The 22,460-nt window shown below is 73.4% G+C and carries 24 protein-coding genes; 11 read left to right on the forward strand and 13 right to left on the reverse strand.

The window, feature by feature from the left end:
• Positions 1-59 precede the first annotated feature (59 nt).
• Both ABZ444_RS47790 and ABZ444_RS47795 read right to left on the reverse strand, forming a co-directional pair.
• Positions 60-1,640 (reverse strand): ABC transporter substrate-binding protein, encoded by a 1,581-nt coding sequence (locus tag ABZ444_RS47790; RefSeq protein ID WP_358011119.1) that lies wholly within the window; start codon positions 1,638-1,640, stop codon positions 60-62.
• A 63-nt stretch (positions 1,641-1,703) separates the two neighbouring features.
• Positions 1,704-1,832, reverse strand: coding sequence for a hypothetical protein (locus ABZ444_RS47795; protein WP_357987273.1), 129 nt, complete (start codon positions 1,830-1,832; stop codon positions 1,704-1,706).
• Between ABZ444_RS47795 and ABZ444_RS47800 the strand changes: the two genes are divergently transcribed.
• Positions 1,833-2,384 carry an Lrp/AsnC family transcriptional regulator gene (locus ABZ444_RS47800; protein WP_357987270.1) on the forward strand — a complete coding sequence of 184 codons (552 nt, stop codon included), beginning with the start codon at positions 1,833-1,835 and terminating at the stop codon, positions 2,382-2,384.
• Positions 2,385-2,497: 113 nt separating this feature from the next.
• On the opposite strand, the gene ABZ444_RS47805 is transcribed toward ABZ444_RS47800, so the two are convergent.
• Positions 2,498-2,848: a hypothetical protein gene (locus ABZ444_RS47805; RefSeq protein ID WP_358011122.1), complete on the reverse strand. Its 351-nt coding sequence runs from the start codon at positions 2,846-2,848 to the stop codon at positions 2,498-2,500.
• A 247-nt stretch (positions 2,849-3,095) separates the two neighbouring features.
• Between ABZ444_RS47805 and ABZ444_RS47810 the strand changes: the two genes are divergently transcribed.
• The 4 genes from ABZ444_RS47810 (at position 3,096) to ABZ444_RS47825 (ending at position 6,734) form a co-directional block, all read left to right on the forward strand.
• Positions 3,096-3,863: a hypothetical protein gene (locus ABZ444_RS47810; RefSeq protein ID WP_358011124.1), complete on the forward strand. Its 768-nt coding sequence runs from the start codon at positions 3,096-3,098 to the stop codon at positions 3,861-3,863.
• A gap of 2 nt (positions 3,864-3,865) precedes the next feature.
• On the forward strand, positions 3,866-4,567 hold the full coding sequence (locus tag ABZ444_RS47815) for a hypothetical protein (RefSeq protein WP_358011126.1): 702 nt from the start codon (positions 3,866-3,868) through the stop codon (positions 4,565-4,567).
• 65 nt (positions 4,568-4,632) lie between these two features.
• A complete protein-coding gene (locus ABZ444_RS47820; protein WP_358011129.1) occupies positions 4,633-5,577 on the forward strand; it encodes an aminoglycoside phosphotransferase family protein in 945 nt (314 codons plus the stop codon).
• Positions 5,574-6,734, forward strand: a complete 1,161-nt coding sequence (locus tag ABZ444_RS47825) for an NAD(P)-binding domain-containing protein (RefSeq protein ID WP_358011131.1) — start codon at positions 5,574-5,576, stop codon at positions 6,732-6,734. The genes ABZ444_RS47820 and ABZ444_RS47825 overlap by 4 nt, the downstream gene beginning before the upstream one ends.
• 24 nt (positions 6,735-6,758) lie before the next feature.
• Here the strand turns inward: ABZ444_RS47825 and ABZ444_RS47830 are convergent, their stop codons facing one another.
• Positions 6,759-7,397 (reverse strand): GNAT family N-acetyltransferase, encoded by a 639-nt coding sequence (locus ABZ444_RS47830; RefSeq protein WP_358011132.1) that lies wholly within the window; start codon positions 7,395-7,397, stop codon positions 6,759-6,761.
• A 136-nt stretch (positions 7,398-7,533) separates the two neighbouring features.
• On the opposite strand from ABZ444_RS47830, the gene ABZ444_RS47835 reads away from it, so the two are divergent.
• Together ABZ444_RS47835 and ABZ444_RS47840 are read left to right on the forward strand one after the other, a co-directional pair.
• Entirely contained in the window at positions 7,534-9,234 is a 1,701-nt protein-coding gene (locus tag ABZ444_RS47835) for a protein kinase (RefSeq protein ID WP_358011135.1), read from the forward strand.
• 111 nt (positions 9,235-9,345) lie between these two features.
• Positions 9,346-10,341 (forward strand): hypothetical protein, encoded by a 996-nt coding sequence (locus tag ABZ444_RS47840; RefSeq protein ID WP_358011137.1) that lies wholly within the window; start codon positions 9,346-9,348, stop codon positions 10,339-10,341.
• Here ABZ444_RS47840 and ABZ444_RS47845 read toward each other — a convergent pair.
• The 3 genes from ABZ444_RS47845 to ABZ444_RS47855 all read right to left on the reverse strand — a co-directional run bounded on the left by ABZ444_RS47845 (position 10,338) and on the right by ABZ444_RS47855 (position 13,320).
• A complete protein-coding gene (locus ABZ444_RS47845; protein ID WP_358011139.1) occupies positions 10,338-11,264 on the reverse strand; it encodes a pirin family protein in 927 nt (308 codons plus the stop codon). The genes ABZ444_RS47840 and ABZ444_RS47845 overlap by 4 nt on opposite strands.
• 58 nt (positions 11,265-11,322) lie before the next feature.
• Positions 11,323-12,444: an MBL fold metallo-hydrolase gene (locus ABZ444_RS47850; RefSeq protein ID WP_358011142.1), complete on the reverse strand. Its 1,122-nt coding sequence runs from the start codon at positions 12,442-12,444 to the stop codon at positions 11,323-11,325.
• An 87-nt stretch (positions 12,445-12,531) separates the two neighbouring features.
• A complete protein-coding gene (locus ABZ444_RS47855; protein WP_358011144.1) occupies positions 12,532-13,320 on the reverse strand; it encodes an SDR family NAD(P)-dependent oxidoreductase in 789 nt (262 codons plus the stop codon).
• Positions 13,321-13,425: 105 nt separating this feature from the next.
• Between ABZ444_RS47855 and ABZ444_RS47860 the strand changes: the two genes are divergently transcribed.
• Complete coding sequence (locus ABZ444_RS47860; RefSeq protein ID WP_358011146.1) at positions 13,426-14,052, forward strand: helix-turn-helix domain-containing protein; 627 nt, start codon at positions 13,426-13,428, stop codon at positions 14,050-14,052.
• A 23-nt stretch (positions 14,053-14,075) separates the two neighbouring features.
• On the opposite strand, the gene ABZ444_RS47865 is transcribed toward ABZ444_RS47860, so the two are convergent.
• The 5 genes from ABZ444_RS47865 to ABZ444_RS47885 form a co-directional block, all read right to left on the reverse strand.
• On the reverse strand, positions 14,076-14,804 hold the full coding sequence (locus tag ABZ444_RS47865) for a DUF3152 domain-containing protein (RefSeq protein ID WP_358011148.1): 729 nt from the start codon (positions 14,802-14,804) through the stop codon (positions 14,076-14,078).
• A gap of 290 nt (positions 14,805-15,094) precedes the next feature.
• Entirely contained in the window at positions 15,095-15,787 is a 693-nt protein-coding gene (locus ABZ444_RS47870; RefSeq protein WP_358011151.1) for a hypothetical protein, read from the reverse strand.
• Between the two features lie 342 nt (positions 15,788-16,129).
• A complete protein-coding gene (locus ABZ444_RS47875; protein ID WP_358011153.1) occupies positions 16,130-17,542 on the reverse strand; it encodes an FAD-dependent oxidoreductase in 1,413 nt (470 codons plus the stop codon).
• Between the two features lie 232 nt (positions 17,543-17,774).
• On the reverse strand, positions 17,775-18,203 hold the full coding sequence (locus ABZ444_RS47880) for a type II toxin-antitoxin system PemK/MazF family toxin (protein WP_358011155.1): 429 nt from the start codon (positions 18,201-18,203) through the stop codon (positions 17,775-17,777).
• A complete protein-coding gene (locus ABZ444_RS47885) occupies positions 18,196-19,098 on the reverse strand; it encodes an AraC family transcriptional regulator (RefSeq protein WP_358011157.1) in 903 nt (300 codons plus the stop codon). The genes ABZ444_RS47880 and ABZ444_RS47885 overlap by 8 nt, the downstream gene beginning before the upstream one ends.
• Before the next feature lie 147 nt (positions 19,099-19,245).
• On the opposite strand from ABZ444_RS47885, the gene ABZ444_RS47890 reads away from it, so the two are divergent.
• Complete coding sequence (locus ABZ444_RS47890; RefSeq protein ID WP_358011159.1) at positions 19,246-19,596, forward strand: VOC family protein; 351 nt, start codon at positions 19,246-19,248, stop codon at positions 19,594-19,596.
• On the opposite strand, the gene ABZ444_RS47895 is transcribed toward ABZ444_RS47890, so the two are convergent.
• Complete coding sequence (locus tag ABZ444_RS47895; RefSeq protein ID WP_358011162.1) at positions 19,593-20,669, reverse strand: epoxide hydrolase family protein; 1,077 nt, start codon at positions 20,667-20,669, stop codon at positions 19,593-19,595. The two genes, ABZ444_RS47890 and ABZ444_RS47895, sit on opposite strands and share 4 nt — an antisense overlap.
• 50 nt (positions 20,670-20,719) lie before the next feature.
• On the opposite strand from ABZ444_RS47895, the gene ABZ444_RS47900 reads away from it, so the two are divergent.
• Together ABZ444_RS47900 and ABZ444_RS47905 are read left to right on the forward strand one after the other, a co-directional pair.
• Positions 20,720-21,664: a YafY family protein gene (locus tag ABZ444_RS47900; RefSeq protein ID WP_358011164.1), complete on the forward strand. Its 945-nt coding sequence runs from the start codon at positions 20,720-20,722 to the stop codon at positions 21,662-21,664.
• Between the two features lie 7 nt (positions 21,665-21,671).
• Positions 21,672-22,445 carry a thioesterase family protein gene (locus ABZ444_RS47905; protein ID WP_358011166.1) on the forward strand — a complete coding sequence of 258 codons (774 nt, stop codon included), beginning with the start codon at positions 21,672-21,674 and terminating at the stop codon, positions 22,443-22,445.
• Positions 22,446-22,460 lie beyond the last annotated feature (15 nt).

Below are 22,460 nucleotides of genomic sequence, written 5' to 3' on the forward strand. Positions count from 1 at the left end.
ACCTCGGGCGTCACGCCGAAGATCTCGCGGACGCCGTCGGCGAACTCCTGCCGGTCTCCTTACTTCGCGCCGAGGTCGGCGACGTCCACGGTCCAGACCGGGTGGTACTCCAGGCCCGTCACGGACGTGGCCGACACGATGTTCTGGCTCGGCTGGATCAGCGGCACGAACGGCCCGGAGGTGTTGAGCTTGGTCTGCAGGTCGGCGTAGGCCGTCTTGCGCGCCTCGTCGCCGATCGCGGTCGCGGCCTTGTCAGCGGCGGCCTCGATCTCCTTGGCCGCGCCTTCCTTCCAGCCGGCCCGCAGGCCCACGGTCTTGCCGGGCGCGAAGGCCAGGTAGTCGCTCGGGTCCGGGTAGTCGGGGCCCCAGTACCACAGGCCCATCTCCTCCTTGCCGTTGCGGTAGTTGTCCAGCGCGGTCGTCACCGGCGCGGGCTGGAGGTCCACCGTGATGCCGACCTCCTTGAGGTTGGCCTGGACGCGCTCGGCCAGCGGCTGGAACGACAGGCCGTTGACGGTCAGCTCGCTCGGGAACTCCAGCTTGACGGTCGGGTTCGACACGCCGCTGGCCGCCAGGGCCGCCTTGGCGCCCTCGACGTCCCGCTTGGGGGCCTGCTCGGGCGGCAGCGCGCCGAGCAGCTGCGACGGGATCACGCCCGGCGCCTGCGTCGAACCCTCGCCGGCCAGCTCCAGCAGGCCCGCGTAGTCGACGCCCTTGCGCACGGCCTCGACGAACTTGGCGTTCGGCGTGGTCTTGCTGACGCCCGAGTCCTGGTTGGCCAGCAGGAAGATGACGTTCGCCGAGGCGGTCTTCTTCACCTGCAGGGTGGAGGGCATGTTGGTGACCTGGTCACCGGACAGGTTCAGCGCCACCTGGCTGTCGCCGCGCTGCACGTTGAGCTTCTGCGTGGCGGCCTCGACGTTGCGGATGACGACCTTGTCGTAGGCCGGCTTGGTGCCGTAGTACTTGGGGTTCGCCTTGAGCGTGACCTGGCTGCTCACGTTGAACGACTCGATCGTGTACGGGCCGGAGCCCGCCGAGGAGGCGTTCAGGTACTGCTCGGCCTTGTCCTGGGCGTCGGCCGTCGCGCCGTGCTCCTTGGCGACCTTGCTGTTGAGGATGCCCAGCGCCGGGTTCGGCAGGATGTAGGGCAGCGCCGGGTTCGGCGCCTTCGACGTCAGCGTGATCGTCGAGTCGTCGGTCTTGGCCACCTCGACGCCGTCCAGCAGGAACGACGGGGTGCCCTTCATGTCACGCACGCGGTTGAGCGAGAACACCACGTCGTCGGCGGTGATCGGCGAGCCGTCGGCGAAGGTGGGGCCCTTCTTGAGCTTGAGCGTCAGCGTCTTGCCGTCCTCGCTCAGCTCGTAGGACTCGGCCAGCGCCGGGACCGGCTTGGTCACGTCGGAACCGTCGAAGGTCAGCAGCGTCTCGTAGACGGCCTTGCCGACGATGAGCCCGGTCGGCTCGTAGGTGCGGCCGGGGTCGGCCGTCTTGAGGTCGAACGACGTGTCGATGACGAGCGTCTTCCCACCGCCACCGGAGGCCGCCGGGGTCTGCGAGGTGCCGCCGCTTCCGCAGGCGGCGAGGGCGAGCGCACCGGCGAGCAGCACTGCCGCCGTCTGCGAGCGGGTCGCCATGGGGTCCTCCAAATTGGACGTTCGGGAGAAGGATGTCGAGGATTGTCCGGCAGAACGTCCAGGTCATGTGCGGTCCGTGAGACGGATATAAATGGTCGAGGTGTAATGATGAGTGATATTTCCAGAAATGGTGCCAGCGGCAGCGGTCAGCCTGGACGGATCGGCATCGGTCTCGAGCTGGACGACGTCCATATGAAGATCCTTGAGGTCCTGCGCGAGAACGGCAGGATCTCGGTCGCCGCGCTGGCCGAACGGGTGGGCATCTCCCGCGCGAACGCCTACACGCGCTTCGAGGCGCTGCGCGCCGACGGCGCGATCAAGCGCTTCACCGCGGAGATCGACCACGTGCGCGCCGGGCTCGGCATAACCGCGTTGATCTTCGTGACCGTGCGCCAGCAGATGTGGAAGCAGTTCAGGGCCGAACTGGCCCGGATGCCCGAGGTCGAGTACTGCGCGATCACCACCGGCCAGCACGACGCCATGATCCAGGTACGGGTCTCCGACGTGGCCGCCGTGCACACCATGGTGACCGACCGCCTGGCCAACATCCCGGCCGTCAAGGCCACCGAGACCGTGTTCATCCTGGACGAAGTGCTCAGGCGGCCGTACGTGCTGCCGTCCGACCGGGACGCCTCCCGTCCCGCGCGGCGGACGCCCCAGGAGACGCAAGGGGACGTGCCGCTCGGCAAGATGCGTTTCGTCGGCGCGGCCGAGGGACGCGCCGCCCTGCGCAAGGACGGTTAGCCACCGGCCTCCGCAAGGACGGTCAGGCGCCGCCTCCTCGCCGGGGGCGGCCGGTGCGTCGCCCGCTCCCGGCCGGCCGGCCCTCTGCCGGAGGGCCGCCCGTCAGGGGCCGGTCAGGGAGCCGGGACCTCGGCGCACACGCTGACGTGCAGCGTGTCGTCGCCGTCGAACCGGAACTCCTCGACCAGGCGCAGCAGCCCGTCCTCGCCCTGCTCGACCCGGCTGCTGCTCTGGCCGCCCGCCTTGCCGCCCGCCTTGAGCGCATGGGCGTAGGAGATGGAGACGTCGGCGCCGTCGCGCGTCCCGACGAAGCGGCCGTGGGTCACGGTGTCGCCCGTGTAGCTGCCCCACACCACGCCGTCGGCCTCCCAGTACAGGAACTCCGTCGGGCTGTCGGGGTCCACCGCGCTCGCCGTCGAGCTCACCATCACGAATTTACGGCCGTTGAGATTCACGCCGTCCATAGTCACCATTTTTCTGGATCATCACCGACCGGCTGGACGTTTGGTCAGAACCTCCGGTCATGATCAACGATCCGTCCAGCGGTGGCGCCGCCCCGGACCCCCGCGCGAGCAGGTTCTCGGCCTCCGGTGCCGCCCGGCGGCGGCCGACACGCCCGCCCGCGACTTTACCTGCCGGTAGCTGACACCAGCGTTGCATAGTGTGATAGTCATGTAACACTGTGTATTCGAGAAGATTTGGGAGATCTTCATGCTGGCGTACACGCTCTCGATCGTGGCGGCCGTGGGCGTAGTGGCGCTCACCGCGCTGGTGTTCCGGCTCACGAAGAAGGGCAGCGAGGACACCGAGCCCGACGGGGTCTCGGCCGGTCACGCCGGGTCGATGTTGTCGGCCCTGTTCCTGCTGGTGTTCGCGATCGCGATCATCGTGCCGTGGACCACCGCCGACGCCGCCCGCCAGAACGCCCAGGCCGAGAGCCAGGCCGCGATCGACGCCTACTGGGCCGCGGCCGACCTGCCCGGCACGGCTCAGCAGACGGTTCGCACCGCGCTGCGCGACTACGTCACCTTCGTGGTCAGAGACGAGTGGCCGCTGATGGCCGAGGGCCGGATGGACCCGGTCGGCGCCGCCCGGCTCGACGCCATGCGCAGCCGGGTGAGCGCCGTCGCCGCCAAGACCGACGACGACAAGGACGCCCGCGACGCCGTGCTCGAACGCGTCGCCGCGATCGCCTCCGCCCGTTCCCAGCGCTCGATGGACGCCGCCGCCACCCCGCCCCAGGGGTTGCTGTTCCTGACGGTGCTCTCAGGCCTGCTGGTCGTCGTCTTCCCTTACCTGGCCGGCGCGCGGCCACGCGGCCTGGCGTTCCTGCCGCTGCTCGCGATGGCCGCGATGCTCGGCTTCGGCACCTATCTGACCTGGGACATCTCCCACGCCTTCGCCGGGCCGCTGGCGGTCGGGCCGCAGGCGTTCCAGGGCGCGCTGCAGGAGTTCTCCCGCATCGCCGGGGGAATGTGACCGTGGGCGTCAGGCGCGCGCCGCTGCTGCTGGCCGCCGCTCTGCTCGCCGCGAGCGCGGCCGGCCCGGCGGCGGCCGACCTGCAGTCCCCGGTGTCCGGCATGCGCGTACGTCCGGCGCAGGTCCCGAGCCCGGGGATCACGATCCACGGAAGGCCGGTGAGCGACGGCCGTAGCGGGCCGGTGGTGTGGGTGCCGGGCGCGCAGATCTGGGACGCCCCGGAGCCACAGGCGTCGGTGTCGACGCGGCCCGGCGGGCGGGCGCCGCGGACCGGCGTCCCCGCGCCGCGCGTGTCGATCGGCCCTGACTCGGTGTGCGTGTACGGGCCGAGCGGCAGCGTCGAGGTGGGCGACTGCCACGTCCGCCCGTCCCCGCCGCCTTCTCCTCCGCCGCCGCCTCCTCCTCCGCCTCGCTCGTCGCCGCGACCGACACCGCGCCCCACGCCGCCGCCTCCTCCGCCGCACACGCCGAGGCCGGTGCACCATCCCACGCCCCGGCCGGTGCGCGTGGCACCTCCGGTGCGGGTGCCCGTCCAGGAGGTCAGGCCGACGCCCAAGCCCACCCCGGCGGTCATGGTGCGCAAGCGCATCAAGCAGGTCCAGGCGCCGCCGCGGCGCAAGAACCCGCTCGGCACGGTCCTGGTCATGGTGGTCCTGGTGACGGCGATCGCCTCCACGACCGCGGTCGCGTTCAGGGTCCGCTGACGCCTCCGGCGGGGTCGGGCTCGACGGCGGTGGCCGGGGCGCGCCGGGATGCGAGGATGGCGGCCGTGTCCGAGCATGACGAGGAACTGCCCACCGAAGGTGACGGTGAGCTGCTGACCGGCGGCGGCGGTGACCGGAAGCGGGTGACGTCGCTCACCGGGGGCGGTTGCGACGAGGAGTTGTCGGCCGAGGAGTTGTCGGCCGAGGAGTTGTCGACCGAGGAGTTGTCGACCGAGGAGTTGTTGACCGGGGGCGTCAACCAGGTGGTGCGGGTCGGTGCCACCGTGCGCCGTCCGACCGGCCCGTGGACGCCGGCCGTGCACGCGCTGCTCGCCCACCTGGCCGCCCGCGGCTTCACGGGCGCGCCGGCCGGGCACGGGATCGACGCCCAGGGCCGGGAGGTGCTCGACTTCGTCCCCGGCGAGGTGCCCGATCATCCGTTGCCCGCCTACGCCCGTTCCGACCAGGCCCTCGGCGACGTCGCCCGGCTGCTGCGCCGCTACCACGACGCCACCGAGGGTTTCCCGCCCGCCGCCGGGGTCGCCTGGTACTTCCCGCCGCGCGAACCCGCCGAGGTCGTCTGCCATGGGGACGTCGCGCCGTGCAACTGCGTGTTCCGCGACGGGCGGCCGGTGGCCCTGATCGACTTCGACACCGCCCACCCGGGGCCGCGCGTGTGGGACGTCGCCTACGCCGCCTACCGGTTCGTCCCGCTGAGCGATCCCCGCCACGACGGGGCTGGTCCGGTGGAGGAGCAGGCACGCAGGCTGCGGCTGTTCGCCGACGCCTACGGCCTGGCCGAAGGTGACCGTCCGGCACTGCCCGTCACGGCCGCCGACCGGGTGGCGCACCTCGTACGGCACATGCGCGAACGCGCGGCGGCGGGGGACCGGGCCTTCGCCGCGCACCTCGCCCGCGGCGACGACGCGCTGTACGACGCCGACCGGGAACACGTCCTGCGCCACCGCGCCCAGTTCGCGGCGGCCCTGACGGAGCCGCCACCCGCGTGACCCGGCCGGGCGTCGCCATCGGAACGGCGGGCCTCGCCGCCCGGACCGGCCGGGTGGGAAGAGCGGGCGGGCGCGCGGGGTTGCACTCGACCGTGGAGACGACCGAGGTTGTGGTGATCGGGGCCGGGCAGGCGGGGCTGTCCAGTGCGTACTTCCTGCGGCGGTTCGGGCTCGGGACGGTCGTGCTCGACGCGGCCGCGGGGCCCGGGGGCGCGTGGCGGCACCGGTCGCCGTCGCTGACCATGGACAAGGTGCACGGGATCTTCGACCTGCCCGGCGTGCCGGACGGGGTGGAGGCGGCCGGTGACCGGCCCGCGGCGGAGGTCGTCCCGGAGTACTACGGCGACTACGAGCGGCGGGTGGGGCTGGAGGTCCTGCGGCCGGTCAAGGTGGCGGCCGTCCGGGAGGGGAAGGACGGACGGCTGGTCGTGGCGGCGGACGCGGGGGAGTGGGCGGCCAGGGCCGTGGTCAACGCGACCGGCACCTGGACCCGGCCGTACTGGCCGTACTACCCGGGGGCGGCCGGCTTCCTGGGCGAGCAGCTTCACTACGCGGGTTATCACGGGCCGGCGGCGTTCGCCGGTCGGCGGGTGGTCGTGGTAGGGGGCGGGGCCTCGGCGATGCACGTGTTGTCGGAGGTGGCCGGTGTCGCCGCCGGCACCGTCTGGGTCACCCGGCGTCCGCCCGTCTTCCGGGGCGACGACTTCGGCGAGGACGCCCGGCGCGAGGCCGTCGCCCTGGTGGAGGCGCGGGTGCGGGCCGGGTTGCCGCCGCAGAGCGTGGTCAGCGTCACCGGGCTCGGCTACAGCGTCGTCGTGCGTGAGGCGATGGCGAAGGGGGCGCTGGAGCGGCTGCCGATGTTCCGCCGCCTCACCCCGTACGGCGTGGAATGGGCGGACGGGCGGCAGACCGCGGCGGACGTCGTCGTGTGGGCCACCGGCTTCCGGTCGGCGCTCGACCACCTCGCGCCGCTGCGCCTGCGTGAGCCGGGCGGCGGCATCAAGGTGGACGGGACGCGGGTCGTCCGGGAGCCGCGGCTGCAACTCGTCGGCCACGGGCCCTCGGCCAGCACGGTCGGCGCCAACCGCGCGGGCCGCACCGCCGCCCGCAACATCCACGCCCTCCTGACCTCGCGCCCGGCGCTCCCGGCCGCCTGACGCCGCGCGGCTCGGCGCGGAGGGTCAGTTCTCGGCGACGCCGAAGGCGGTCCAGCCGAGGTCGGGGAAGCCCGCCGCCTTGGCGACGACGGCCGAGGCGGTGTTGCTGACCGCGTGCATGTACGTCGGCACCGCCCCCTCGTCCAGCACCCGGCGCGCCGCCTGCGCCACCAGCCGTCTGGCCAGGCCGCGTCCCCGGGCCTCGGGCGCGGTCACCACCGACAGCTCCCGGCCGAAGCGGTCGTGCCGCTTGATGCCCACCCCGGCCAGGTGTTCGCCGGTCTCGGGGTCCACGGCCACCAGCACCTCGCCGCCGAAAACCCGCAGCCATCCGGGCACGGCGTCGTCCGTCGCCGGCACCCACTCACCGGCGTCGGGCAGGGGCGCGGGCTCGGTGGTCCACCGGAAGACGGCGTCGAACCAGCCGCGATCCCCATATCCGATCAGCTCGGGGATCTCCCGGACCGTCCGCGCGGCGCGCACCCGGGCGACGTGCTCGGGCGGCACCGACAACATCGCCCCCTCGGGGGTGCCGACGCCGATGGCCGGGTGCACGCGGCCGTCCCAGGCGGGCAGCAAACGCAGCGGCGAGCCCGTGACGTCGAGGTTTCCCGCGGGCGGCCAGGCCCCGAGCCATTCGCGCAGATGATCGGTGAGAGCCACGGACCTACTATAGGAAGTAGGAAAAATACCGATTGCGACAGGGGGTCGGTTACTCGCGCGAAGGGGCTCGACACGGCGTGTTACCTTCGGCTAGCGTCCTGACATAAGGATCTTTATCCGGTCAGGAGGGCCCGACATGGCTGTTCCCGGTTACACGGAGATCCGGGAACTCGGTCACGGAGGAACCGGCCGCGTCATGCTCGCCGTACGCGACTCCGACGGCTTACCGGTCGCGATCAAGCACCTGTCCGAGGCCCTGCGCGCGGACGGCGAGTTCGCCGCCCGCTTCCGCGCCGAGGCCGGGGTCATCGGCGAGATCGACAGCCCCCACACCGCCCGCCTGCTGGACTACGTCGAGGCCGGGGGCACGTCCGTCATCGTGATGGAGCTGGTCGACGGCGTCACGCTGCGCCGCCTGATCGCCGCCGAGGGCGGCACCGGCGTGGAGGCCGCGCTCACCCTGCTGAAGGGGGCCCTGCTCGGCCTCGCCGAGGCGCACCGGCGCGGGGTGGCGCACCGCGACTTCAAGCCCGAGAACGTCATCATCACCCCGGACGGCGACAGCAAGCTGGTCGACTTCGGCGTCGCGGCCCGGTTCGGCGAGACCGGCACCCTGGCCGGCACCCCCGCCTACATGTCCCCCGAGCAGTGGGAGGACGCCCCGGCCGGCCCGGCCTGCGACGTGTACGCCGCCGCCCTGGTCTTCTACGAATGCCTCACCGGCCGCCGCCCGTTCACCGCCGCGAACCTGGCCGCCCTGGCCTTCCAGCACCAGCACATGCCGCCCCCGCTGGAGCACGTGGACGGACGCCTGCGCGGGCTCGTCGAACACGGCCTGGCCAAGGACCCCGCCCACCGGCCCGCCTCGGCCGAGGCGTTCCTCGCCGAACTGGAGGAGGTGGCGCGCGGGACGTACGGCGCGGGATGGGAGCTGCGCGGGCGGTCCGGCCTGGCCGTGCTGGCGATGCCGTTCGCCGCGCTGCTGCCGTCGGCCGGGACCGGCGGGGGGCTGGGCGAGGGCCTCGGCGGAGGGACCATCGGGGGAAGCGGCGCGGAGAACGGCGCCGCGACGGGCACCAGCGTGGTGCGCAGCTCGTTGGGGCCGCCCGCCAAGCTCGCGGTGACCGGCGGGCTGGTGCTGGCGACGGTGGCGGCGGTGGCGTCGACGTTCGTGATCTGGAGCGGCTCGCCCTCGCCCGACAGCGGCACCGCGATGCCGCCGGAGTCCACGGGGAGCTCGTTCACGACGCCGCCGGTCTCGCCGGATCCGGTGCTGCCCGTGCCGAGCGGGTCCGGGACGGTCTCGCCGCCCACGACGGCCACCGCCGGGCCCAGCGGACATCCGACCGTGCCCAACGTGCCCAACTTGCCCAACGTGCCGACCGCGGGGCCCGCGTCGTCCGCGCCTCCGGTGCCGCCCGCCACGAGGGCCCCGACCAGCCGGCCGCCGAGGCCGACCAGCGGGCCGTCGAATACCGGGCCGCCGGAGTCGGAGCCGCCTTCGGAGCCGCCGCCCACGCGGTCGTCGCCGCCGTCCACCCGGCAGTCCGCCACCGGCGGCCCGGTTCCCAAACCGCCCGCCACGAGCGCCCCCGCTCCGGAGCCCTCCGCCAAGCCGCCCGCCAGGAGCCACGCACCGCTGCTGTCGGTCTCGGTCGGGTTGTCGCTCGGCGGGTCGCTGCTCGGCCGCGGCGGGGGCGGGCTGCTGGACGCCGACCTCGACGTCGGGCTGGGCTCCAGCCTGCTCGGCATGCTCGTGGTGCCCGGATCTGCCCTGCTCGGAGGGCGTATCGCGGTCAGACGTGCACGAAAATCACGTAGTCAGGAAAAGTCATGAGTTGCGGGGAATGATGCTTGATCCCCTACTATCAGCGTCGGAAAGAGGGCGTCCCGGACTCTGATTAGCTCCTGACCGGAACCTGCCCTGCGGCTCAGGCTAAGGAGGACAGTGGCGGTCGCCTCCCCCGCCGTGGGCCACGTGGCGCGGGCCGTGGTCGCCGTACTCGCCGGGCTGCTGCTGATGGCGGGCAACGCCTCAGCCGGGCGCGCGGCCCCCAAGCCCTCGGTGAAGCAGCTCAAGAAGGAGCTGGCCGCGCTGGGCAAGGAGTCGGACCGGCTCATCGAGGAGTACTACAACAGCCGCCGCGCCCAGCAGCAGGCCGAGAAGACGGAGAAGAGCGCGCGCGAGCGGCTGGCCGCCGCCCAGGAGGTCTACGACCGGGAGTCCCTCCAGCTCAGGACGCTGGCCGTGGCCCAGTACATCGGCGGCGAACCCAACCAGATCGCCCTGTTCACCGGCAGCCAGAACCCGGACGCGCTGCTGAGCCGCCTGGCGCTCAGCCGTCACCTCATCGACGTCCAGGACGCCCGGCTGCGCGGCTACGCCAAGGTCAGGGACGAGCGCCGCAAGGCCGAGCAGGAGGCCGCCGCCCGCGCCGAGGAGCTCGGGACCGCGGTGGCCGACCTGGAGCGGCGCAAGGAGAAGGCCGAGAAGCTGATCGAGAAGATCAGGGACCGGATCGACAGGCTCTACACGGCCCCGGGCGTGCGCCGCCCGGACGGCACGTGGGTGCCGCAGCTCCCGGACGGCTCCGAGAACATCACGCCCCGCATGCGCCTGGTCAAGACGCTGATCAAGGAACGGTTCGTGGTGCCGTACGGGATCGGCTGCTTCCGGACGATCCAGGACGGCGGCGAGCACCCGCTCGGCCGGGCCTGCGACTTCATGCTCAGCCACGGCGGCGCGATGCCGTCGGCTGCCGAGGTCAAGCGCGGCTACGAGATCGCCGACTGGGCCATCAAGAACTCCCGGCGCCTCGGGATCATGTACATCATCTACCGCCAGCGCATCTGGCACGCCAGGACGGGAACCTGGCGGACGATGTCCAACCGCGGCGGCACGACGGCCAACCACTTCGACCATCCGCACATCTCGGTCTACTAGCGCCTCTCGGGGCGTACCCGCCCGCGTGGCTTGAGGCGGATGGAGGGCAGCGCCGGGGCGGGCAGCGGCTCGCCGTCGAAGCCTTCGACGGCGCCGAAGCCCTCGCCCTCCGCCCACTCCTTCCGGAAGGCGGCGATCTCCTCGTGGGAGCGCCCCACGAAGTTCCACCACATGACGATCTCCTCGCCGAACGGCTCGCCGCCGATCAGCAGCACCCGCCCGCGCCCCGACAGCCGCAACGTTGCGGGGCCCGGCGGCAGGTAGCGCAGCGCCCCCGGCACCGCCTGCTCGACCTCGCCGTCGAGCAGCAGCAGCCCGTGCTCGAAGGCGGGGTCGAGCGGCACTTCGCCCGCGCCGTCGACCGTCACCTCGGCGCCCACCAGCGGGGTGTAGGTGGTGGCGGGCGAGGTCACGCCGCCGAGCGTGCCCATGATCACGGTGGCGTCGAAGCCGGGGCCGGACAACACGGGCAGGGTGGCGTGGTGCTCGAAGGCGGGGGCCGTGCGCCGGTGGGCCTCCGGGAGGGCCACCCAGAGCTGCACGCCGTGCAGCGTCGTGCTGGGCGACTCCTCCGAGTGGGAGATGCCGTGCCCGGCCGTCATCAGGTTGAGCCGGCCGGGGCGCACCCGGCTCAGGCTGCCGACGCTGTCGCGGTGGAGCACCTCGCCCGCGACCAGCCAGGTCACCGTCTGCAGGCCGGTGTGCGGGTGGGGCGGCACGCGCATCAGCGCAGGCTCGGGGCCGTAGGCGTCGACGAAGCACCAGGCGCCGATCATCCGGCGGTGCACGCCGGGCAGCGTCCTGCTCACCCGCATCGCGCGTGGGCCGCCCAGCGGCACCTCGCGTCCGGTCAGCACCTCGCTCCGGTCGCCGGCGTCGGCGGCGCAGCGGAGTTCGCGGGGGTCACGTTCCATGTTGCTCACCCCATGACTGTAGGGGGCCGTACGACCCCCTACAGTCGGCGTCTTTCGGACGTGACGGCTATCCCAGGGTCTCCCACCAGCCGTCGACGGACTGGACGGCGGTCACGTCCACGCCCTCGCCCGGACGGGGCACCACGATCTCGACGTCGCGCGCCTTCGCCTCCCGCCACAACCGGTCGACCGGCTCGGCCCACGGGTGCAGCGCCAGCGTGAACGTCGCCCAGTGGACCGGCAGCAGCAGCTTGCCACCGAGGTCGAGGTGGGCGTTGACGGCCTCCTCGGGGTTCATGTGGATGTCGGGCCAGGCCGGGCTGTAGGCGCCGATCGGCATCAGCGTCAGGTCGAACGGCCCGTGCGCGGCCCCGATGCCCCGGTAGCCCTGGAAGTATCCCGAGTCGCCGGCGTAGAACACCCGCTTGCTCGCCCCGGCCACCACCCACGAGCCCCACAGGGTGTCGTTCCTGGTGAAGGCCCGCCCCGAGAAGTGCCGGGCGGCGGTGGCGACGAAGCGCAGGCCCGCCACCTCGGCCTCCTCGTCCCAGTCGAGCTCGATGATCCGGTACAGCGGCACGCCCCACCGCTCCAGGTGCGCCCCGATGCCCAGCGGGACCAGGAACGGCGCCTTCTGGGTGCGCGTGAGCGAGCGCACGGTGGCCATGTCAAGGTGGTCGTAGTGGTCGTGCGAGATCGCGATCGCGTCCACCTGCGGCAGGTCGCCGATGTCCAGCGGCAGCGGGTGGTGCCGCTTGGGGCCGACGAGCTGGGAGGGGGAGACCCGGTTGCTCCACACCGGGTCGAACAGCACCCGCCTGCCCTCGATCTCCACCAGCGTGGAGGCGTGGCCGTACCAGACCGCGCGCAGGCCGTCGGCCGGCGGCGGGCCGGACGGCGGCAGGCGCAGCGGGATGGGCCCGGCCGGATGCCGCTGCTCCTTGTTCCTGGCCATCTCGGCCAGCAGGCCCACGGGGGGCGTGGTCATCAGGGCGGTCGGCTCGGACATGGGATTGACGAACGTGTCGCCCCTGAACTGCGGCGAACGCCGCATCCGGCCCACCCGGTCCGGCCCTGACGTCAAAGGCCGCACGCCCAGCTCGGCCGGTATCCCGCGCAACGCCCACCCGGCCGCGGCGGCGAGCGCGCCGCCCGCGAGAATCCGCCGTGCGGTCCGCATTCCTGCCATTGCCCACACTCCCCTGGAGATGATGTCCATCCCGCCCAACCGGACGGGATTCCCCGGTGTTCCCGTTCTACGATATATCGCGATAGTTCATACCGTCTTGATCGCTCCGCCGTCGATGACGTAGTCGGCGCCGTTCACGCTCGCGGCGTGCGGCGAGGCCAGGTACGTCACCAGGGAGGCGACTTCTTCCGGTTCGACGAACCTACCGGTCGTCATTCCGGAGACCGACGGCAGCCCCGCGAGCAACTGCTCGTGCTCCATGCCGAGCGAGGCCGCCAGGGCGGCGCCGTACCCGTCGGGGGCTTCCCACATGGAGGTGCGCGAGACGCCGGGGGAGACGGTGGCGACGCGCACCCCTTGCGGGCCGAACTCCTCGGCCAGGGCCTTGCCGAAGGCCGTCAGCGCGGCCTTGGCGGTGGTGTAGACGATCGGCCCCATGTGCGGCACGCGGGCGCCGTTGGACGAGGTGTTGATCACGGTGCCGCCGCGCCGCAACAGGCTGGGCATCGCGGCCCTGGTGGCCCGCACGGCGCTGAGGAAGTTCAGGTCGTACGACTGGCGCCAGGCGTCGTCGTCGAAGCCGAGGAAGCCGTTGACGTGCCCCTGGCCGCCGTCGCCGCCGCCCACGTTGTTGACCAGGAGGTCGATCTCGCCCAGCTCGGCCAGCGCGCGTTCGACCAGCTCGGCCGGCCCCGCCGCGGTGGACAGGTCGGCGGTCACGGTGATCGCGCCGGTGCGCTCCAGCTCGGGGGAGATCGTACGGGCCGCGGCCACGACTCGCATGCCCTCCGCCGTCAGCGCCTCGACGATCGCCAGCCCCAGCCCCCTGCTCGCCCCGGTGACGACGGCGGTCTTGCCGGTGAGTCGCATGTCCATGTGAATCGCCCTTCTTGCATCAGCGGTGATGCGATGACTCTAGAACTTGCAACACCGATGACGCAACTTGGCTCCGAATCGGTACTGTCATGTACCCTCTGGGATGTGAGTGGGACGACGCGGGCCCTGCGGTCCGACGCGGAGCGGACCGTCCGGACGATCCTGGAGGCCGCCGAACGGGTGCTCAGCAGGAACCCGGCGGCCAGCATGGAGCAGATCGCCGAGGCGGCCGGGGTGGCGCGCACGACCGTCCACCGGCGCTTCGCCTCCAGGGAGGCGCTGGTGGAGGCGATGACCGAGTGGGCCACCCGGCAGTTCGCCGCCGCCGTGGACGCCGCCCGTCCCGAGCAGGCGCCGCCGCTGGTCGCGCTCTACCAGGTGACGGCCAACGTGCTGCGGGTGAAGATCGACTGGGGGTTCGCGATGAGCCGCGGGCCGTCGGCGGGGGCCGAGGTGGCCCAGGTGCACTCCGAGGTCGAGGCGAGGTGCGACCAGCTGTTCCGGCAGGCGCGGGTGGCCGGGGTGCTGCGGGAGGACGTGGAGCCGGAGTGGGCCCGGCGGGTGTACTACGCGCTGATCCACGAGGCGGCGCAGAGCCGCGACGGCGAGCCGGAGGCGCTGGCGGGCCGGCTGGTGGACACCTTGCTGCGCGGCGTGGGCCCGGGCCACGGCCTTCCCCCCACCCCGAGCCCTCCCGCCGCCGCGCCCGCCTCCCCGGGCCCTTCGGAGTAGGAGGTTCGCGGTCCGGCCTTCGGTCAGGGGTTGCGGGCCAGGGCGTCGCGGCGCTCGTCCGGGCGGCGTTCCGGGTGGGGCCACGGGTTCGGACGGCAGCGGCCCAGCGACTTCGACTGCTGGACCATCACCGGAGCCGGCAGGCCAGGGCCCGGGCAGGCGCGGTGGCCGTGTCCCAGGCTGTGGCCGACCTCGTGGCTGATGAGGTAGTCGCGGTAGGCGGCCAGGTCGCCGTCGTACTGGGGGACGCCGTCGGCCCAGCGGAGCGCGTTGATGACCGAGCGCGTCCCGTTCCAGCACGACAGCGTGCCACCGGTGCGCAACGGCAGGCACTGGCGGACGGTCAGCCCCGGGCTGGACAGCGCCACCCGCACCCGTACCGGGCCGTGGTCGACGCGCTGGAAGCGGGCCCATCCGCGCGGGTCGTTGAGGGTCCGGTGCACGGCCGCCGCGAACACGGCCCCGTCGATCGGCAGGCCGCGTTCGACCTCCACCAGGTACCGCACCACCTCGCCCTCTCCCGGCCGCGCGGGCGCGCCGCCGGGCACCACGGCGTACGAGCCCGAGGCGGCGTACGGCACCTTGACGTGCTCGGCGGGAAGGGGGATCGGCGCGGGGACCGAGGGGAGCGGCGGAGGTGTGACGGCGGGAGCGGCCCGTCGTGTGGGGCTCCCGGGCCCTTCCGTTCGTTCCGGGGCGGAGGCGCATCCGGCGGCCAGCAGCAGGATGATCAGCAGCGCGAACAGCGGCAACGCGGCCTCCCCACGAGATCACGGTGGGGAGAAATCCACCATATCCGCGCAGTGCCGCCTGGATCATGCCGGGGTCTGACCTAGAGGTCGCGCGGACAGGCGCGCAACTGCCGTGCCTCGGCTGTTACGAGCCGATCGCCGACACCACCTGCTCGGCCACCACGATCCGTACCTCGACGAGATCGCCGTGGACGGCTCCATCACCAAGGCTCGCGGAGGCGGCCGGGCGTTCCCCGGCACGTCGGACGCACCGACGCCCGGCAGCACGCCTTCCACCGGATCGCCCGCTGCTACGCGTGGCGCGCGACGGACGCCCGAATCGCCGGCCATGACCGCGCCGTGCCCGTACGGCCTCCTCCTACCCCCGGGTAGAAGCCCAGAGAGCCCAGCTCCTCGAACCAGCTCGGTGGCTCGGGCGCGGTGAACGCGTCGGTCATCGCGTCCAGCCAGGCGGCGAACGTGGGGAAGTCCGGGGTGGAGTCGGCCAGGTCCTCCCAGGTCCCGTCCTCGACGTGGCGTGCGCGCCCTTCCTGATCGTCGTAGTGGTGGTAATAGACCGGGTATTCGCCGTCTGCGTCCGGCCGGGTGACGTCGAAGCACCAGACCGCCTCGTTGTCGGCGTCCGCGAGGGCGAAGCCGACCAGGTGGTTGGTGGACAGCCACCGGCCGTCGCCGCGGTCCACACCCTCGGGCATGTGCACGAGGTCGGAGTTCAGCTCGACGATGGCATCGTCATCGACGACGACGAACTCGACGGACCCGTCGGATGAGACGTCCCGGCGCTTGCAGGCAAAGGCGTTGTGCTCGGCGAGGAGAGCCCGGTAGCTGGGCGGAGCCGTCCAGTCGACGGTTCCGAAATGGGGCTTCAGCCCAGTCTCGCGGTTGCGGACGGCTTCGGCGGAGGCGGGCTCCGACGCGGTGATGATGACCGTTCCGGCTTCGGCGGCGCGGCGAAGGATTGCCAGACTCTCGTGTATCGACATCGCGGTCCTTGATCGGGTGATCGTACGGCTACGTGGGCGTGGCCCGACGACTGTCAGGTGCCTGAATTGTGGCCGATGACCACGATCGGCGGAGTGGGCAACTTCCACCCGGCCCGCGGACAGCCTCCGTCCGCACCGATCCGCGTGGCCTCTCAGGCCGGCTTACCATCCGGACGCGGCACGGCTCCGCTCTCGTCATGGGTCGGCCTGCCGTCCGGGGGCGGCGTCGTCCGCTGGAACGCTCCCGTGCTGGGTGTCCGGCGCCCGATGGACGCCTTTCCTTCAGCGCGGGAACATTCCCGGGCCGCGCAGGGCCGCGGTTCCGCCGGGCCTGCCGGTGGGTCAGACGGTGCGGGGGGCGTAGGGGGTGAGGTCGATGGGGGGTTGTTCGCCGATGGCGAGCTTGGCGACGAGTTCGCCGGTGAACGGGCCCGCCGTCAGCCCGTACGCGCTCAGCCCCGTCGCCACGACCACCCGCGGCGTGAGCCGGCCGATGAGCGCGGGGCCGGGGGCGTTGACCGGGCGCAGGCCGACCCTGGTCTCCGACACCGTCGCCCCGAACAGGCCGGGCGCCACCCGCAACCCCGCCTCGATCACCTCTTCGAGCCCGCCCATCGTGACCCGGGGCGCGAACCCGACGTCCTCCACGGTCGCGCCGATCACCACCCGCGAGCCGGGGAACCCCAGCAGGTACGGCCCGCTCCTGGGCAGCACGATGGGCCAGAACGCGGTGTCCACGCCGTCGAGGGTGGCGTGCAGGATCTGCCCGCGCCGGGGGAACACCGGCAGCTCCACCCCGAGCGGACGGCACACCTCGCCCGTCCACGCGCCGGCCGCCACGATCACGACGTCCGCCTCCAGCGGGACGCCCTCGTCGGCGGGCACGTGTTCGGCCACGAAAGGGGCGGCGGGTTCGGCCGGTGGGACGGGTGCGACCGGCTCCACGGGCCGGGCGGGCGCTGGGGCCGGGGCGGGGCCCCCGGGGGAGCCGTCCGGAGGGCCGCCGAAGGGAGCGTCGCCCGCTGCGCCGACCGGTCCTTCGTCGGACGCCTCGAACGGGCTCTCGGTCAGGTCACCGGTGGCGGACGGCGTGTCGCCCGGCGCGAGAGGAGCGGCCTGGCGCCAGGAGGTGGTCCGGCCGCTCACCGCGCCGGCTCCCGGCCCCGGCCGGGCCCACTGCGGCCCGTTCCCCGCCGGGATGTCCTCGTCGGCGGCGTGCAGGCGCACCTGCCCGTCAGGGGTGAGGACGGCGCTGCCGTGCAGCACCTCGGCGCCCCGGGCGACGGCGGCGCGCAGCAGCGCGTCGCGAACGGCGCTGCCGTCCACCCGGGCGGCGCCCGGCACGAGGAGCGCGCTGAGATCGTCGGACAGCGGCGGGAACAGGTCGGACGGCGTGAGCACGTCGGTGACCTCGCCCATCTCGGGCGCGTCGGCGTAGCGGCGGCGCAGCAGGGCCCGCACCGGTTCGAGGTCGACCGGGTCCTCCGCCACGAGCAGGGCCCCGACCTTGGCGTAGCCGATGTCCTCGCCCAGGGCCTCGACCAGCCTGGGGTAGTGGCGGGCGCCCTCGCTGGTCAGCCGGTACCAGGAGTCGTCCTCCGGATGGTCCACCCACGGGCACACGATGCCCGCGCCCGCCTGGGTCGCCTGGCCCTGGGAGCCGCGGTCCACCACGGTCACGGCCACGCCACGGCCGCTCAGGTAGTAGGCCGCGCTCGCCCCGACGATCCCGCTGCCGATCACCACAACACGCATGCCCCCATGATCGCAGGCGCGGGCGATCTCGGACGATGACCGGATCGTGCGCTTACCATCCGGATACTCCCTCACGCCCATCCACGGGGGCTACAGGGACCGCCCACCACTACGGGACCGCCCGCTGCTACAGGACCGCCCGCCACTGAGGGCGCGGGCCGGTGCAGGCAGGACCTGTGCGGGCAGGACCGGGGCGGGCGCGGGCCGGGGCGGGCGCCGGCCGCACCCCGGGTCAGCCCACGCCCCACCCGTGCTTCTGCATGAGGACGGAGGCCACCCGCGCGAACCGGTCGCCGTCGAGCACCGCGCCCTCGCGGCGGATGTCGTCCTCGTCCAGCACGAAGACCCGGTCGAGCCGCAGGTACGACACCCGCCCGTCGCGACCCCACGCGCCGATCTCCAGCCAGTCGGAACCGTCGTCGCCCTTGCTGGACAACATCATGCCGAGCAGCCTGCGCCCGGTACGGCCCACGACCAGCAGCGGCCGGTCCTTGCCCCGCGACGGATCCTCCTCGTACGGCACCCACGCCCATACGATCTCCCCCGGATCGGCCAGACCGTCGAGGTCGGGGGAGTAGGCCAGACTGACGGGACCGTTGAGCGAGTGGACCTCGCGTACGACGCCCCGGGCGGGCCGGGGGTCCTCACCTAGATCACGCATTGGGGGAGCTTACGGCGGCGGGCGACCCGAAATCCACCCGCCCGAGGGCAGCGGGAGAGGTCAGCAGGCGGCGTAGGACCGTCGGGGTGTGGCCGACGTGGCGGCGGATCGTACGGGTCAGGTGGGCCTGGTCGGCGAACCCGAGGTCGGCGGCGAGCGCGGCCAGGCCGGTCTCGCCGCTCTCCAGCCGGTCGAGCGCCCGGCTCACGCGCACCCGGTTGCGGTAGTGGGTCAGCGAGACGCCCAGCTCGCGGGTGAAGGCCCGGCTGAGCCGGTAGGGGGAGACGGCCAGGAACTCCGCCAGCGGCAACAGCCCGGCGGCCGCCGGATGATCGGCCGAGATCGCCTCGCGGGCGGCGGCGGCGATGGCCGCGGTGGAGCGGGCGGTGGACGGGGCGGGCCGATGTGCTGCGGCCGCCTCCTCCGCGGCGGCCGGGGTGATGGGCCCGGCCAGCTGGTCGAGGGTGGCGCCGGTCAGCGACAGCAGGGATTCCACCAGGGCGAAGTCAGGGTCTCCCACGCGGGCTGCGGCCAGCAGGCGGCGGTGCGCGAGCTCGAAGCGGGCGTCGACGTAGACCGTCGAGCGGGCCAGGCGGGTGGCGTCGCCCGCGAGCGTGCGCCAGAGGGCGGGGGACAGGGAGAGGGAGGTGCAGACGTCGCCGCCCGCCGGGTGGGCGAAGCGTTCCTCCTCGCCGGGCGCGCCGAGGTAGGCCATCGTCGGGTCGACGGCGGCCTGGCGGCCGTCGGCCATGCGGCGGAACGCGCCCCGGTGGACCAGCACCATGCGGTGGGCCCGGCCCACCTCGGGCCGTGACCACCCGCGGTGGTCGTCGACGCAGGTCACCAGGTCGAGGGTGAAGCCCTTCCCACGGGCCAGCAGCTTGGAGGATCGCACCCGCCGAACGTTACGCCCCACCACCGACAATCTCCCCCCGCCACGGCTCGGGGCCTTCGGGGTACGGCGTCGGCAGGGGGCCGTGTGCGGCGGTCGGGGTGCAAGGATGTTCAAGACCCTGGGGGGCGGCACCGGCAGGGTGGTGGCATGACAACAGTGATGTCCTCCATGGTCTTCGACTGCGCCGACCCCGTCGCCCTGGCGGGCTTCTACGCCAAGGCGACCGGCTGGCAGGTCGGCGACTCCGACCCCGACTACGCCACCGTCACCGGCGGCCCCGTGCCGCTGGCCTTCCAGCGGATCGACGGCTACCAAGGGCCGGGCTGGCCCAACGACGGCAAGCACGTGCACCTCGACCTCACCGTCCCCGACGTCCAGGAGGCCAGGCGGGCGCTGGTCGCCCTGGGCGCCACCCTGCCCGACCATCAGCCGGGCGGCGACGACTGGACGGTCGTGCTCGACCCCGAGGGTCACCCGTTCTGCGTGATGCCCGGCTAGAGCTCGGCGAAGAACGACCGGACGTCCTCGGCCAGCAGGTCGGGGGCCTGCAGGGCGGCGTAGTGGCCGCCGCGCGCCGGCTCCGACCAGCGCACCACGTTGTGGGAGCGCTCGGCGTAGCGGCGGACCGTGCTGTCGCCGGGGAAGACGGCCACGGCCGTCGGCGTCCTGCCGGGTTCGGCGGGCGGCGCCCAGTCGCCGCCGCTCTCGCGGTACAGGCGCGCGGCGGAGCCGGCGGTGCCGGTCAGCCAGGTGATGGTGACGTTGGTCAGGATGTCGTCGGGGGCGACCCCGCCGGCGTCCTGGCCCCAGCTCGCGAACGCGTCCAGGTGCCAGGCGAGCTGGCCGGCCGGCGAGTCGGCCAGGGCGTAGGCGAGGGTCTGCGGCCTGGTGCCCTGGACGGCGGCGTACCCGGAGAACTCGCGGTGCCAGCGCTCGATCCGCCGCGCGCGCTCGGTCTCGGCCTCGGTCAGGCCGGACAGGTCGTCGGAGACGAACGCCGTGAGCGCGTTCAGGTGCACGCCCGCCACGCGCTCGGGGGCCATCCGGGCCAGGGCGGGCGAGACGAGCGAGCCGAAGTCGCCGCCCTGCAGGCCGTACCGGTCGTAGCCGAGGCGGTCCATGAGCTCGATCCAGGCGGCGGCGACCCGGCGCACGCCCCAGCCGGTCTCGGTGGTGGGGCCGGAGAAGGCGAACCCGGGCACGGACGGGATGACGAGGTGGAAGTCGCGGCTGAGCGGCTCGGCCACGCGGGAGAAGTCGGCGAACGTGCTCGGCCAGCCGTGCGTCAGCAGCAGCGGCAGCGCGCCGGGACGCGGCGAGCGTACGTGGGCGAAGTGCACGCGCTGGCCGTCGATCTCGGTCGTGTGCTGCGGCAGCTCGTTGAGCCGCGCCTCGTGCGCCCGCCAGTCGTAGCCGTCCAGCCAGTACGCGGCCAGCTCGCGCACGGCCTCGGGCGGCACGCCGTACGACCAGCCGACCCCTTCCAGGGCGTCCGGCCAGCGCGTACGGGCCAGCCGCGCCCGCAGGTCGTCGAGCGCGGACCGCGGGATGTCGATGACGAATCGGTTCATGCCGCGCACGCTAGGCGGCATTGCAGCCAGGATCGGGCCACAATGGACCTGTGCTCGACACCTCGGCGCGGCTCCTGCGCCTGCTCTCGCTCCTGCAGACCCGGCGCGAGTGGCCCGGCGCGGAGCTGTCGCAACGGCTCGGCGTGGCCCCGCGCACGCTGCGCCGCGACATCGACCGGCTGCGCAGCCTCGGCTACCCGGTGGGCTCCACGCCGGGGGTGGCCGGCGGCTACCGGCTCGGCCCCGGCGCGGAGCTGCCGCCGCTGCTGCTCGACGACGAGGAGGCCGTGGCGGTCGCGGTCGGCCTGCGCACGGCCGCCGGCGGCACGGTGACCGGCATCGAGGAGACCTCGCTGCGCGCCCTGGCCAAGCTCGAACAGGTGCTGCCCGCCCGCCTGCGGCAGCGCGTGAACGCCCTGCAGACGCACACCGTGCGCGTCGGCGGGCAGGGCCCGACGGTCGACCCGGAGCTGCTGACCCGCATCACCGCCGCCTGCCGCGACCGCGAGCAGCTCCGCTTCGACTACACCGACCACGAGGGCGCCGTCACGCTGCGGAAGGCCGAGCCGCACAGCCTGGTCAGCAAGGGCAGCCGCTGGTACCTGGTCGGCTGGGACGTCGACCGCCACGACTGGCGCACGTACCGGGCCGACCGGATCGAGGTGCGCACCCCAAACGGCCCGCGCTTCGCCCCGCGCGAGCCGCCGGAGGCCGACGTCGCCGCCTGGGTGCGGCACCGCCTCGGCCACCAGATGTGGCCGGTCCAGGCCCGCTTCCTGATCCGCGCCCCGGCCGGACGGCTGACCGGCCGCGTCGGCGGCGAGGTCGAGCCGGTGGACGAGACCACCTGCGTGCTCACCATGCGCGGCGACGACCTGCACCTGATGGCCGTGGCCGTGGCCTTCCTCGACCTCGACTTCGAGGTGCTCGAACCGGCCGAGCTGAAGGAGCGTCTGCACACGCTGGGACGGCGGCTGCTCTCTTCCAGAATATGATTCGGTCATGGCGACGTCAGCGTTCTTCACGCGCAAGGAGGGCGAGTTCGTGCCCGCCCCGCACGCGCGCAGCCCCTGGTCCCCCGACATGCTCCACGGCCGTCTGCTCGGCGGCCTGGCGGCGAGCGCCCTGGAGGAGCGGCACGCCGAGCCCGGCCTGCACTTCGCCAGGCTGACCGTCGACCTGTTCCGCAACAGCCCCATGCTGCCGGTCACGGTGGAGACCACCCTGGTCAGGGACGGGCGGCGGATCCGGGTCGCCGACGCCGTGCTCTCCACCGAACAGGGCGTGATCGGCCGGGCCTCGGCCGTGCTGCTCCGGCAGGGCGAGCAGCCCGGCGGCCGGCTGCCGCACACGCCCGCCTGGGACGAGCCGCCGCCCGCCGGCGACCCGGCCGAGGGGCGGGGCTGGAAGCCGCCGTTCGACCTGTGGCGGCTGACCGAGTGGGGGCAGGGCGGGCGCGACCGGGTGTGGCTGCGGGAGACCCACCCGCTGGTGGACGACGAGCCGCTGACACCGCTCACCCGCGCCGCCCTGGCCGCCGACTTCGCCAGCCCGCTGGCCAACGTCGGCTCGGCGGGCGTCAGCTTCATCAACGCCGACTACACCCTGACGCTCGCCCGGCTGCCCGAGGGCGAGCTGATCGGCGTCGAGGCCACCGGCCACCTCAGCGCCGGCGGCGTCGCGACCGGCCAGGTCACCCTGCACGACACGGCCGGTCCGATCGGGTTCTGCGTGGTCACGGCGGTGGCCAACCCGGTCGCCCTGACCGGCCGCTGACCGTCCGCCCAGCCT

The organism is Nonomuraea sp. NPDC005730, assembly GCF_040630865.1.
In the GTDB taxonomy this organism is placed as follows: Bacteria; Actinomycetota; Actinomycetes; order Streptosporangiales; family Streptosporangiaceae; genus Nonomuraea.

Excerpts from the sequence above, each read along its gene's own strand:
- ABZ444_RS47810 (WP_358011124.1), top strand. The coding sequence starts at position 3,096 with ATGCTGGCGTACACGCTCTCGATCGTGGCGGCCGTGGGCGTAGTGGCG.
- ABZ444_RS47870 (WP_358011151.1), bottom strand. The coding sequence starts at position 15,787 with ATGTCGATACACGAGAGTCTGGCAATCCTTCGCCGCGCCGCCGAAGCC.
- ABZ444_RS47850 (WP_358011142.1), bottom strand. The coding sequence starts at position 12,444 with ATGGCAGGAATGCGGACCGCACGGCGGATTCTCGCGGGCGGCGCGCTC.
- ABZ444_RS47875 (WP_358011153.1), bottom strand. The coding sequence starts at position 17,542 with ATGCGTGTTGTGGTGATCGGCAGCGGGATCGTCGGGGCGAGCGCGGCC.
- ABZ444_RS47855 (WP_358011144.1), bottom strand. The coding sequence starts at position 13,320 with ATGGACATGCGACTCACCGGCAAGACCGCCGTCGTCACCGGGGCGAGC.
- ABZ444_RS47890 (WP_358011159.1), top strand. The coding sequence starts at position 19,246 with ATGACAACAGTGATGTCCTCCATGGTCTTCGACTGCGCCGACCCCGTC.
- ABZ444_RS47795 (WP_357987273.1), bottom strand. The coding sequence starts at position 1,832 with ATGGACGTCGTCCAGCTCGAGACCGATGCCGATCCGTCCAGGCTGACC.
- ABZ444_RS47800 (WP_357987270.1), top strand. The coding sequence starts at position 1,833 with ATGAAGATCCTTGAGGTCCTGCGCGAGAACGGCAGGATCTCGGTCGCC.
- ABZ444_RS47790 (WP_358011119.1), bottom strand. The coding sequence starts at position 1,640 with ATGGCGACCCGCTCGCAGACGGCGGCAGTGCTGCTCGCCGGTGCGCTC.
- ABZ444_RS47805 (WP_358011122.1), bottom strand. The coding sequence starts at position 2,848 with ATGGACGGCGTGAATCTCAACGGCCGTAAATTCGTGATGGTGAGCTCG.
- ABZ444_RS47905 (WP_358011166.1), top strand. The coding sequence starts at position 21,672 with ATGGCGACGTCAGCGTTCTTCACGCGCAAGGAGGGCGAGTTCGTGCCC.
- ABZ444_RS47880 (WP_358011155.1), bottom strand. The coding sequence starts at position 18,203 with ATGCGTGATCTAGGTGAGGACCCCCGGCCCGCCCGGGGCGTCGTACGC.
- ABZ444_RS47835 (WP_358011135.1), top strand. The coding sequence starts at position 7,534 with ATGGCTGTTCCCGGTTACACGGAGATCCGGGAACTCGGTCACGGAGGA.
- ABZ444_RS47895 (WP_358011162.1), bottom strand. The coding sequence starts at position 20,669 with ATGAACCGATTCGTCATCGACATCCCGCGGTCCGCGCTCGACGACCTG.